Annotated in this window: 9 protein-coding genes; 2 read left to right on the top strand and 7 right to left on the bottom strand. The window is 35.3% G+C overall.

Annotated elements, in window-relative coordinates; genetic code table 11:
• Positions 1-70: 70 nt before the first annotated feature.
• The 7 genes from UABHE_RS29415 to UABHE_RS29385 form a co-directional block, all read right to left on the bottom strand.
• The gene (locus UABHE_RS29415; RefSeq protein WP_372366935.1) at positions 71-1,387 is read right to left on the bottom strand and encodes a cytochrome P450; all 1,317 of its coding nucleotides are present in this window, start codon (positions 1,385-1,387) and stop codon (positions 71-73) included.
• Between the two features lie 19 nt (positions 1,388-1,406).
• Positions 1,407-5,387 carry a DEAD/DEAH box helicase gene (locus UABHE_RS29410; RefSeq protein ID WP_372366934.1) on the bottom strand — a complete coding sequence of 1,327 codons (3,981 nt, stop codon included), beginning with the start codon at positions 5,385-5,387 and terminating at the stop codon, positions 1,407-1,409.
• A gap of 62 nt (positions 5,388-5,449) precedes the next feature.
• On the bottom strand, positions 5,450-5,734 hold the full coding sequence (locus UABHE_RS29405) for a hypothetical protein (RefSeq protein WP_372366933.1): 285 nt from the start codon (positions 5,732-5,734) through the stop codon (positions 5,450-5,452).
• A 117-nt stretch (positions 5,735-5,851) separates the two neighbouring features.
• Complete coding sequence (locus tag UABHE_RS29400; RefSeq protein WP_372366932.1) at positions 5,852-6,181, bottom strand: hypothetical protein; 330 nt, start codon at positions 6,179-6,181, stop codon at positions 5,852-5,854.
• 111 nt (positions 6,182-6,292) lie between these two features.
• The gene (locus UABHE_RS29395) at positions 6,293-8,464 is read right to left on the bottom strand and encodes a hypothetical protein (RefSeq protein WP_372366931.1); all 2,172 of its coding nucleotides are present in this window, start codon (positions 8,462-8,464) and stop codon (positions 6,293-6,295) included.
• Between the two features lie 11 nt (positions 8,465-8,475).
• Positions 8,476-9,330 (bottom strand): PilW family protein, encoded by an 855-nt coding sequence (locus UABHE_RS29390; protein ID WP_372366930.1) that lies wholly within the window; start codon positions 9,328-9,330, stop codon positions 8,476-8,478.
• A gap of 9 nt (positions 9,331-9,339) precedes the next feature.
• A complete protein-coding gene (locus UABHE_RS29385; RefSeq protein WP_372366929.1) occupies positions 9,340-9,837 on the bottom strand; it encodes a type II secretion system protein in 498 nt (165 codons plus the stop codon).
• A gap of 100 nt (positions 9,838-9,937) precedes the next feature.
• On the opposite strand from UABHE_RS29385, the gene UABHE_RS29380 reads away from it, so the two are divergent.
• Both UABHE_RS29380 and UABHE_RS29375 read left to right on the top strand, forming a co-directional pair.
• A complete protein-coding gene (locus UABHE_RS29380; protein WP_372366928.1) occupies positions 9,938-11,143 on the top strand; it encodes a hypothetical protein in 1,206 nt (401 codons plus the stop codon).
• Between the two features lie 188 nt (positions 11,144-11,331).
• Complete coding sequence (locus UABHE_RS29375) at positions 11,332-13,383, top strand: TIGR03790 family protein (RefSeq protein ID WP_372366927.1); 2,052 nt, start codon at positions 11,332-11,334, stop codon at positions 13,381-13,383.
• Positions 13,384-13,403: the final 20 nt, after the last annotated feature.

The following is a 13,403-nucleotide window of genomic DNA, read 5'->3' as shown; positions in this document are numbered from 1 at the left end:
ATGAAGTCAAATAATGCAAGAAGCCTCAAAAAAAATAGACAATGCTTTGAACGATGACAGTCCTATTTATTTATCTTTTTTTGATAACTACGCGAATGCCATTTTTGGGACGCAATGTTACTGATGGATGCATTACGACATTATGTTTTTTTACTAGCTCAAAATCGCATTGTTGTAACATATAGGCGAGGAGTAAAGTGGCTTCCATCATTGCAAAATGATTACCTATGCACAAACGCGGGCCACCACCAAAAGGGAAATAAGCATAGCGATGCAACTGCTTCTCAAATTGCGGTGTCCATCTTTCAGGAATAAAATCATTGGGGTTTTCAAAAAAACGTGGATCACGGTGCATTATATACATCAGCATAAATACTTGTGCATTTTTTTCTATTTTTTTTCCCGCAATTTCTATATCTTCGATAACTTCACGCCCTAGTCCCCACGCTGGTGGATAGAAACGCATCGCCTCTTTAATAACAGCAACTGTGTAAGGGAGTTTCTGCATATCATCAGCACATGGTAATTTTCCTTGTAATACCATGTCGATTTCTTCAAAAAGTTGCGTTTTTACTTTTGGATGTTGGGTAATTAAATATAGTGTCCATGACAAAGTAATTGCTGTTGTTTCATGTCCTGCGGCGATAAGAGTTATTATTTCATCACGTACTTGTTGATCGCTAATGGGTGATCCGTCTTCGTATTTGATATTAATTAAATGTGATAACAAGTCATTGGACTGTGGATTTTTCTTACGTTCGCGAATAATTTCCATGATTGCGAAATCAAATTTATATGTCAGCCAGCGCATTTTGATGTTTTTTGGTGTTGGGAACCAAAGAGGAAGAGGTGCACCACCGATCATCTTTGCAAATTGATTCATTGCTAAATCAAGCAGTTCACCTACGCGTTCTATATTATCAATTGTCGTTCCAAATAGTGTTTCCCCTGCAATATAAAGTGCAACGTCCATCATTTCCTTATGAATATCTAATTCTTGGCCATCTTGCCACGTGTCGACAGTATTTTTGATATGTTTTACCATGGATTCGGCGTAATCAGCTATTCGCTGACGTTGAAAAGACGGTTGTGCTGCGCGCCTTTGCTTTAACCATGGTTTACCTTCGTTTGTTAGTAAGCCTTTTCCGAGAACAACACTTAATTGTCTTAAATCCCAAGGTTTGCGAACTTTTGTATGATTTTTTACTAGTAGCTCTTCTACATAGTCAGGATGATTTAAAACATAACATTTAATGTGAAAAGCATTGAACTTAAAAATATCGCCGTATTCTGCAACTGATTTTTCAAAAAAACCGAATAGGTCTTTGCGGATATCAAATACACTGCCACTAAGAAAGCGCCCTTTCGGGCCAGGAATTTTATCCATTTGTATATCCTTAAAATATTTACGCGCCGCGCAGTAGATGTAGAATTTCATCCATATTTATTTTTCCTGGATTTTCACGACCTTCTAATACGCTTTCTGCAAGTTCTCTTTTTTGTCCGTGTAGCTGTAATATTTTTTGCTCGATAGTATCTTTCGTTACTAATCTATATATATTCACTGGCTTGGTTTGCCCTAATCGGTGTGCGCGATCTGCGGCTTGATCTTCTACTGCAGGGTTCCACCATGGGTCCATATGAATTACATAATCAGCTCCAGTAAGGTTTAGCCCCATTCCTCCAGCCTTTAAGCTGATGAGAAATACATCGCCAATTCCTTTTTGAAAATTTTTAACATTTTTTTGGCGCTCTTTTTGAGGTGTTGAACCATCTAAGTATTGATAAGAAATTTTATTTGTATCGAGAAAATCGCGAATGATATGCAAATATTGTACAAATTGACTAAAAACTAAAACACGATGATTATTCGCCAAAACTTCGGTAAGTAAATTGCTAAAGACCTCTATCTTTGAGCTAGAGAGTTCCGTATTTTTGTCTACCAAACGCGGATGACAACAGACGCGGCGCAATTTCATAATCTCAGCAAGTATTTTAAAATGTTGTTTTTCTCTGTTATCGTTGAGAATATCTATTTTTTCTACGGCCCTTTGGCGTAGAGCTTCATAGAAACTTTTTTCCTCGTCACTCATTTCTACATAAAGTGTATTTTCAATACGTGGTGGCAATTCTTTAAGGACATCTTTTTTGAGGCGTCTTAAGATAAAAGGCTTGATCAAATTTCTTAGGGCATTGCGTTTTTCTGGACTGTTATCTTTTTCTATCGGAACAATATATTTTTTGCGAAATAGTTCTTTACTTCCTAAAAAGCCTGGATTAATGAAATGAAAGAGATTCCATAATTCACCTAGGTGGTTTTCAATAGGTGTGCCAGTGGTGATGAATTTGAAATGAGCCTGCAGTTCCATGGCGGCTTGTGAACGCTTGGTATAGCTATTTTTAATCGCTTGTGCTTCATCGAGTACAATTGTTTGCCATGAAATAGCGGAAAAAACATCAGCGCGGTTTTGCAACATACCGTAACTTGTTACTACGAGATCTTTTGCTCCTAGTGTGCGAAGTTCTTCATTTTTAGAAGTAGATGTGAACAAATTAACTTTTAAATCAGGGGTAAACTTATGCGCCTCTTCTTCCCAATTCATAGCAACAGAAGTCGGAGCTATAACAAGGGACGGACCTTTTTGGGACTCCTGTAACATAATTGCCAAAGCTTGGACGGTTTTACCCAAGCCCATGTCATCAGCAAGACACCCGCCAACACCCCATTCGCAAAGTCTTGCCAACCAAGAAAAACCTTCTTCTTGGTAATTTCGGAGTGTGGCATTGAGTTTTGCAGGGACCTTGTGGTCTTTTGTGGTAATTTTCTTGATTTTTTTTATCTGTGAAATCCAATCATTAGTTGCAACCAGATCTTTTATTTCCGCTAGTGATGCGTGTAGTAAATTCGCTGCAAGAGGGTGAACGCGAAGAGCTTCGCCTGTATTTTCACTAACACTATAAAGCTCTTGTAATTTTTTGCGCATTTCAGAGGTAAGCATCACAAATTCGTTGTCACTTAATGCAATGAAGTTTTCTTGTGAGTTTTCGATGTGAATGAGTAAGTTTTGCATTTCAATAACCTTCGCATCATCAAGTTCTACTTGGCCAGAAATTTCAAACCAGTCCTTTTTTTTGCGGATATTTACTTGTAGATTATCCCAAGATATTTGCTCGTGTACTTTTATTTTCTTACCTTGTGGCCACTCAATCACTATATAGTTGATTTTGCGCAGTTGCAATAAAATGCTTAAGCATTTTTCAACATCGTTAATTACCCACTCACAGTTATAATGAATCTCATCTTCTAGGATAGGACATTTGTCTAATATTTCATTAAAGCGTTTTTTCTCGCGTTTTAAATTTCGTTTCGTTTGATATTCTTTACCATCAATACTACTAACAATGACCTCACCACCTTCACCAGGCTCAATAACAGGTCCTTTTTTTCCTAAAGGTTTTACAACAATAGTAATGCGAAAACCATGTTCCCATGGTACTAGACGTACATAAATGTTACTATCGTTTTCTTTGATTTCTGCAAAAACATGATCACTTGAATAGGTATGAACGGTCATTCGACGACAAATATTTTCAATAACCGTTTTAAAATTACCTTCCGCTTCTATTGGAAAAGATGATCCTTGTCCACCAATAATATCACTTATTTCGCGATGTACTTTCTCGAATTTTACTAAAGAAATTTTGTTGTCACTTTCTTTGCTATAAGTGATATTATCATTAGAGTTTTCGCCCAAAAATGCCATATGGATAGCGCTTTTTTTCTTTGTGAGTTGTAACTGAGGCGCTGATTTTTCTATAGAAATCTTATACATAAATTCTTCGTGAAATACATAAGGATGGTCTGCCATTTCAAGCAGTACTTTTTTCCAGCTACCATACTCATAGTGATGTTTATTTTCTAAGTAGGCGAGAATAATTCGCTTGTCATGAAAAGAAAAATATTCCTCTTCAAGTTCAGGAGTAATTTGTAATTCTCGTCCTTCGCTCCACGTTCCGTCACTACGACGTTTCTGCTCACGAACAACAACAGTACAAAAATTTGCACCTGGTTTTATGAACCAAGCCAAACGTTTTTCGACGTTGCTACTCTTCTCTAATAGTTCTTCTAATTGATCTAATATATTCTTCCATGGTGCGTCTTGGCAAAAACGTCGACTAATATCGTATTGTTTGAAACTTTGGATTGAGAATTGCCGTGTTCCTTGATAAATTTGCGCAAGTTGTTGTGCTAGCCATAGATAGCCATTTTCTTGTAAATGTACAATGAAATCTTCTAATGCTTTTTCATTGATTTCTTGGTTCATCCATGAACTTAGAAGGCAAGCGAAAAAATCATCCAGTGTTTTTAAATTGTTCAAGGGCTCTAGTTTTATGTTTTCTTGCTCTTTTTGTAGCCATGAAGAAAAAATAGCAAATAGTTTATATGATCTTTCGTACAATGAACGTTCTTTTTTCGCGAGTGTATCGAGTATTTTTTGTAGTGTTTTACTATTTCGCGGTGAAAGATCTTCTAAAAGATAGAGAATTAGAAAAATTCCATAGTAATCAGGAAGGTGCATTTTATTTTTACGAATTTCTTTTAAGGCTTTTGTGAAATTAGCTTTGGCAGTACTAAGGCTACTATTTATATAGTAGTGAGAAGCAACGCTTGTATGTAGTTCTAATTCTTTTAACTTGGGCAAAAGATCGCTTACGGCTGCAAATTTACCTTGAAAAATATATACGGCAACCAGTTCGTTGTATAAATATTTTTGAGCTTCATCATCATTTACTTTGTGAGAGAATGCTTTTAGTATCTCTTCATCAATAGCAATTAAGTGGTGTAGATTATACGATATAAATTGTCTGAGCACAAAAGTACGAACTACAGGATGCAATTTAGAGCACCAATCGAGTTCACCACACAAACGATATATCTGTATAAATGACTTTTGATAAAGAGCAATATCTTTTATTTCTTTGGCTGAGTCTAACAATAGATTTTCATCATTGGTAAAAATAGCAATACGTATATTAGATAAAGCGGTAAGTTGCGGCCAGTAATGAATATTATAGTTCGCATTGACCTGTTTTATAATGCGAATCATATTTGTAAATTCTGGACGTTTACTAGCATAGAACATCACTCTGTCGCACAGTTTGTTCTCGCATGCATTGTTGTGTGAAATAAAGCCGCGACGTTTTAAAGAACCAAGAGCACTGGAAATATCGCGATAAGACATTTGCTCGTTCTTATAGTTCATTAACTGTGATTCACCAATTAACTGATATAAAGTTGTCTGCTCGCACTCGGTTAGTAAAATGGCTAACAAACACAAAATATTTTTCTCTTCTACAGAGAGAAGATTATATTGAAATTTTTCCATGTAACTTCCTGGTATTTTAAAATTTTACAAGTATTGAGTTACAGCACTTTGAAATATTTGCACTACTGTTCAAGTTCATCATGGCGATCAACATATTTGGCAATCTTTTCTTGCGCATTACGCGGATCTTTACCAATATGAACAACATGACGCTTTCCCTTGTGGCAACGATATGCTTTCCAAGCTGGATATACCTTATTGTTTTTAGAACTACGACTTCTAACAAGAGATAGCTTAAATCCCAATACTTGCTGTCCCTTGTATTCGGCAAATTTCTGTGATTCGCACTGCTGCAATTTCTTTTTTAATTCTTCAATTTCTGCAAGAGTTAAATTGTCGATATCCATATGCGATCCCTTTCTGCGTACATATACTATAACGAATATTTATCATAATTGCCGAAAAAAAAATAACGAGGCGATGAATCCTCGTTTTAATTTAGCCTGTCAAAAATAATTAACAGTTTATTTCTCTTTAAGATGATCTTGGTATTCATCGTACCCACGCATCGAATCAAATTTCGGAGTTGTTACTTTATTTTTCGAAAATTGTATATTTCGTGTGCGGTACTTTTTACCTAGCGGTTTACTAAATGTTTCTGTTACTTCTCCTGTTTTTTTATTACGAATAACTGTATGCTCTAAACCATCACTGTATACAACTACATCTTCGTTTGGATTTACTTTCTGTTGAGTGTTTTTGGCTTGTTGTTTTGGTGTTGCAGAACTAAAAAAATTAACTTTTACAGTTACCACTAATACCAAACATAAAAATGCAAAGAGCAGATTTTTCATAATTTTCCTTTGTTACTGTATTCATTTTATTTTTGTTGTTTAGATTGCGATTAAGAGTTAAATTTTTAACTCTTAATCGCAAATTTGTGATTACAATTTTAGATATTTATTTTATTCATTCTCACTGACGCCATCGATGTTAACACCTAAATCTTTACTATCATCTTCATTTTGTCTAAAGTTCATCAGCACAGCCCAAGCCCCAAAAACAACGTTTTTTCCAGGTGTTTCTAGTAGCGGTACATTAGGTGGTACATTGGTTTGAAAGCTTTTGTCGTATGCGATAATACGAGCTTTCGTTGTATTTCCCAAACTACAACCACCTCTTGTAACTAAAGTACCACTCATTGCAAGATTTCTTCTTGTTAGAGAAGTACCTTGAACCCCGAAATTCCATCTATTTATCCCTGTACGGTTATTTGCACTAGGGGTAATTGGGTGATCATTAATATCTGATGCATTGTGCGAATGAACTTCGCCATTTGCAACAATGAATGCGACGTGATACTCTGGATTTTGTGCGTATTTTTCAAAGTCATCTACATCTTGAGTAAAAAACTCTGGTTGTCTAAGAAGAATTTGTTCCTGCGCAACTAGTGCTAAAGCAGGTACTACACTCTCACCTTCAATTTGGGATGGCTCCCAGTAAGTGAAATCACCCTCTTGTCCAGCCTCAAATTTATCGATATACCCAAATCGTTGGTTTCCTTCTATTCTTCCGCCCCAGTGTCTTTCTCTTACTGAACTGTCAATAGGATCATGAAAGTTAAGTGGACTATCAACTCCTCCTGCGGGACTACCACTACTATCAACTTCTGTGACACCAAAGCGTTTGTCTCCATCTGAATTAACAGCAATAACAGGACCTAATACATTTGAAACATTGGTGGCCACAACAGACAATCGTCTATCGTAAAAACCGCGAATATTGCTGTTTCCACGAGTGAAGAAAGTTGTGTCATTTTTTACTGACTGAGTAGTTTTTACTGTTACATGTGAAAATCTTGAGCTTGATCCGGCGCGTGTGCGGTAAGTCACAGCTATATCTGCTTTTAAATCTTGATCAATTACATCAAGCTTTATGGTAGAGGTAATTAAGTCATCGTTAGATAAAAGTTCCGTTCCTTGTTGAACTTCCTCTGTTGAATCTTTTGGTTGAACTTGATCTTTGCTACTTGGAGTAAGATCACTAAAAGTAAACTCATCACCGTTGCGATCAAACATCTTCACATCGGTTCCGCTTTGCCCTTCTGAGAAAAGTCGCCACAAGTCACTCTTTTCTGACTTTGTTTGTAAAGAATCGGAATCATCAGCTAAGTAATCAAATTTTATATTGCGATCATCAGATGGCAATGAGCTTCCCAAACTATTTATCGAATCTGTTAATTGCTGTACGGGATTTTCGGGTATCTGTGCAGGATCTTCTCCGTCTAGAATTGTGTTAGGTACGCTTGGTTGATTATCGTGTCCTAAAAAAAGAGGGCCACCGGAAAAAGCAGGGTTAAAAGGAGAAATTCCGCGAGTATCTCCAACTATTTGTCCTGCTAAATTTCTTTTAATTCTATTGTTTTGAAGAGGAGGCACCCAGTTTTGTACAGTGACAACGCCGTTATAACGATTAAAATTAGAGCCGGAGAAACTATTATTCGTTGTCATATGAGACAATACACCTCCGACATGAAGGTCTCCGTCATAGTAAGCTGATGGTGAATTGGGACTCAAACTACCTTGGCCAACAAAACGTGCGAATTCTGTTGCCGAAATTTCTTTGCCTTTTAACGATGTCATACTCATGATAACTGTTTCGCGATTATTTTTCCAAGCTCTCGCTTCTAGTCTATACCAATCATCATTTTCTGTTTCTTTTATTGATAGATAAATTTGCGCACTATCCGCACCTTCACCAATCACCAAAAAGCGTTGAATATTACCAGTAGTGTTTATTGTTCCATTTGAATTAAGTGCAACAAATTGGAATTGATTGTTTCCTAAAGGACGAAAAGTTAGATATGGTTCATCATCATCTTCAGTTGCATCAGCCCAGTTTTCTAAAAATTCAAGGTCGTTTTGTTGATCAACTTGTTCTTCTACAATTGCTTTTAAAAAATCAAGGCCTGACTGTGCATGGAAAAGCAGTGCTTGTTTGTTTATAGATTGGTCACTTTTTCGAGCGTTAAAAACACTTAGAGTCAATAACCCGTACAACAAAGATGTTGTTAGAATTACTAAGGTCATAACAAGTATTAGTGCCGATCCTTTTTTGTTTTTAAGTTTTATGAACATGGATGAACTCCTTATAAATTATTCTTATTTTCAGCTAATACTGCTGTACTAAGAGATACTCTAACGTTTGTCGACACATAGAAAGCTTCTATATCAAGACTAAAAGGAAAGCGATATTTGGCAACATTGTTATCGTCCTCGGGAAGAACTAATTGCCCGTCATCATCAGTTTCTGCGTTGATGAAGAAGCGAGTGACATTTTTCATTAGTAATTGAGATGTTTGATTTGCTTGTACAGTACCACTTTTATTAAAAGTGATAAGTGTCACCCCGTTATTACCACGAATAAATATTTCGTCTTCGTCTTCATCAATAGTTATATCTGCGTGTTTACCTGGTTCAAGAAGTACTACGTCATCTTTGTCTTCAAGATCTTCCGTGCCTCCTGGACCATCTTTGACAAGAGGAATGATACTTGGGCTAAAATGAGTGAATTTCCATAAGTCAAAACGCGTTTCACCACTATTATTAATATTTGCATTGTCACTAGGAATAGCAACAAGCAAACTCATTCCTTGCCATCTTGTTAATCCAGCATCTGCCCCATCTTCTTGGAAATGGAATATTCCATTTCTATCTCTGCCTGTTGGGTACACAAAAAAAGTGTTTGCGGCTTGATCGCCATTAGAAGCATTAGTTACATACGTCCAACGCCACTTACTTTCGCGAATATCACTTACTATTTTATCAACAACATCTTGTAATTGTGATTGCAAATGCGATCTATCGATCTCTGCTTTTGTTAAATCTTGTATATTAAATGTCAGAGAGAGAGTAATTCCCATCATGAATGTAAATAACGATGATGCTATGATTATTTCAAGTAATGTTATACCAGCCTGTTGATTTTTAATTTGTTTTATCATTTTTAATCCTTATTTCTTGATGAATAAAACTAAGCGTTCGTCGAGATATGCACCACCGTTTCGAAAGTTTGCTTTCACTTCCGCAGTAATTCGAAACAACTTTGAAGCTTGTAAACCGACAACTTGATTTTGTAAACTCACTGATTCAACGACAACGCGACCTAACTGAGTACCTTCGCCAGAACCAACGTCTTCACCATCTTCATCAAAATGAAGATCTGCATCAGAAGCACCTTTTAAACTCACATTAAGTCCGATAACATCAAAAGCATTTCTTTGTATAAATGGTGAACCTGTATCTTCAGCTGTAACATCAATATTTTGTTTTACTTGGTCGATGGCTTCTTGAAGAGCTTTGTAAACAACTTGTTTATCGTTATTCATTTTATTCATAGTTTGACCGCTGAAAAACATGGCAACAGCACTTGTTGCAACTATAGATAGTAGAGCGACCGAGACCATTACTTCTATTAGAGTAAGTCCTTTTGGTTTCTTTTTGAGTAACATAACTATTTCCTATTATCAAGTTTCATTTGAATTTAGTTTTTTATATAATTAAGAGCGTTATTTTCTGATATTATCTTTTCTGCAATGTATAGAGGTTAAAATGTCTAAAAAGTTACTAGTATTGCTTTTTGTAGGATGTGTATTTCTTGCTATAGTGCGTTACTATATACCTAATTCAAGTAATAACAATACATCCAAACAAAAAAAACGTGCGCGATCAAATAATAAAATTGTTTGGGCTAAAGCAAAAAAAGAAAAAAATCAAAAACGTCCTACACAAACCCAAAAGAAAACGAAAACGAAAACGAAAACCAGTACTGCTTATTTTAATTTTTCGCATCTAAACAATATAAAAAACCGCAAAAGTTTGAACTTGTATATTGATACTTTTTTTTCCGAAAACTTCCAAAAAAAAATCCATTCGGAAGTTGAAAAGCTATCAAAAAATATTAGTAATGATATAGATGATATCTCTTCTATTGTCAAAAGTTTAAATAAATTAAATGATTTGAGTGGAAGTACTCTATTAAATATAAAATCGCAACAACATGGCTATTTAGCTTATAACAATAAACAACAACAGCTCGAAATTATTCAAAAACAAAATCTTTGGAAAAATATTAAAAGAAACAAAGCCTCTTCGTGGGTTATTGAAAATAATGATCGTTCTGTTGAAGTGGCTCTTGTTGACAGCACTAAAACGCAAGAAGTTATCAATTACTATACCTTGCACCAAATGATTTTAAAACAAATTGCTAACAATGATAAACAGCAAGTTTCTCAAATAGAAAATCTCTTGTATAAAATAGCAAGTGCCCTTGTTGTTTTTGTTGAACAGTATTTTCAACAAGACGATTTTATGATAAAGCAAAATATCGGCTATTATTATCGAGAAATTTTATTTCTATGGGAACAGGAACGTGCTAACTACATTTCATTTTGTCTGAAAAATGCAGAAAAAAGCACCTATCAAAAAGAAATATTTATAAACAAAATATTAGATGTAAAACCACTTGAACTCGATTATGAAAATATAGCGTTTCTTTACTATCCTCAAAACCCAGACACAGTATTAAAATGGATCACAAAGATTCAAAAAATTTATCCTGAGTGGGGGTATTTTTGTTTGTCGCGTTTTTATGCTAATAAAGATAGTGAAAAAGCATTATATAATCTAGAATTAGCATTTAATAATGGTTTTACTAACTCTGATCGCGTTTTACAAACTGATAAAGACCCCTGGTTGTCTTTGCAGAAAAATCCAAAATTTCTTGAGCTTATTAGTACTTACACTGGAAAATATTAAGTCTCTGTATAATAAATGTAATGAAACACAAAAAAGTTCAAAAAAATTTAAATTTTTTTGAACTTTTTTTGTCACTTAGCTTCTTCGAGATTCAATTTTAGTTACTACGCTTATTTGTAATATATTTTGAATAAAAGTTCTCATTGATTATAGTAAAAATTGATTCTAAATAGGTATGGGAGTAATTTATGTGTAAAGTTTTGTTGATGTTGTCAAGTCTTTGTTGCCTAGCATACTGCGGTGGTGGCGCGCAAAATGTCGCTATTGTTGTCAATCAAAATAGTTGGTCATCACTTACTATCGCCAATACATTTATTTTTGAGAGACAAATACCTAAGCAAAATGTTATCTATATCGACTACCAAAAAAATATAGAAGAAATTTCTGTGGAGAATTTTCGGCAACAAATTTTATTACCAGTTATACAAACTTTGCAAAAAAGAGGTGTTGCAGCTCATATTGATTACATTGTATATTCAAGTGATTTTCCGTGGCGTGTTCGCTTTGATAAAGATTTTCCGCAAATACCAAAAACATTTGGTCATCTGGGCTCTATTACTGGTCTTACTTATCTTTATCAACTTGTTATGAGTAAAGCCCCCTACCATGCTCTTTATAGCAATTGGTATTTTCGGGCAACTTCATTCCCTACACATGGTTTTCGCAGCTATTACGCGTGGAATAGAAATGGCAGCATGTTTAAAGATCCGCGTAAAGGCCCTCGCTATATTCTATCTACAATGTTGGGAGTTACTACTGGTCGCGGTAATTCTGTTGAAGAGATAGTTCATCTTTTACAAGAAAGTCGTAAGACTGATGGAAAACAACCAAAAGGAACATTCTATTTTCATAGAAATAACAATGTTCGTTCGACAACACGCCACAAGGTTTTTCCTGAGGTTTGCAAAGCACTCGGAAAAATAGGAAAAATAGGAGAGGTGATTTCGGGTATTATTCCTCAAAATAAAAATGACATCTTGGGATCGGTAGTTGGTACAGCTAATTTTAATTGGAAACAAGCAAATAATACAATTATTCCTGGCGCTATTTGTGAACATTTAACAAGTTTTGGAGGACGTCTAGAAGAATTTTCTGGGCAGACGCCAATATCTGAATTTTTACGACATGGAGCTACAGGTAGTAGCGGAACAGTTATGGAACCGTATGCGATTCAGGCAAAATTTCCGACACCATGGCTACATGTTTATTATGCGAGTGGTTGTTCGCTAGCAGAAGCTTTTTATCAATCAGTTCAGGGGCCTTACCAGCTTCTTATTCTCGGAGATCCGTTATGCCAACCTTGGGCAAAGTTTCCGCAAATACGCGTTACTGGTATAAAGAAATACCAAAAAATTTCTGGTACTGTTATGTTAAATATCGAAAAAAGCAATAATATTGCTCACTACAGTATATTTGTAGATGGTCGTTTACTCGCCCGAACCATAGAACCACAGCTCCAATTTAATAGTGAAACTCTTAACGATGGCTTTCATGAAATGCGTGTAGTTGCTATTACTAGCAGTGATATAGAGGAGCAGGGAAGCTTTATTATTCCTTTTTATGTTTATAACAATAAGCATTGGACTAAGTTTAAAAAATTACGTCGTAAAGAATTTCATTGGGGGGAAAATATTGATCTTAAGGTCGGGTCGAACCACGGAAATGACGTTGTTCTCTTTCACAATAATAGGCAAATAGCTGCAGCAAAAAAAGGCGAAAAATTTTTTTTAAATACACAGATGCTAGGAACTGGAAATATAAATCTTCAAGCGGCGAGCATACGAGGAAAAGACTATGTATTTAGTAAACCTTTGGCATTAAAAATATTACCTCCGGTAAAAATAGCTTGCTTGTCAAAGTTACCAACTACGAAAAAGACAAAGGGAATTCGCATTGTAACTCCCGCAAAAACGCATATTGTCAAAGCTATCACTAAACGAGGGCGCACGGCTTACAAAATAGTGAAAAATACTAGCTTTTCATTGCAAACATATATAGAGATAAATTCTTCTGGAATATACCAACTTCAGCTTTTATCTGGAGGAGCATTTGTATTTTCAATAAACGACAATAAGCTTGTCAGTACAAGATCAGGTGTTTGGAGTAATATACCTTTACATCTAGAAAAAGGTATTTATAAATTTGATTTTAGTGGTGAAACAAATGGTGGGCAAATAGACGTTCGTTTTGGGCAGCGTGGTGCGTATAGTTTATCAAAAAAGCAGTGTTTTGTTTATTGAAAATTTTAAGTTGATGTGTC

The organism is Candidatus Uabimicrobium helgolandensis (assembly GCF_041508025.1).
In the GTDB taxonomy this organism is placed as follows: Bacteria; Planctomycetota; Uabimicrobiia; order Uabimicrobiales; family Uabimicrobiaceae; genus Uabimicrobium; species Uabimicrobium helgolandensis.
This window is presented reverse-complemented; position numbering and strand designations above follow the sequence as displayed.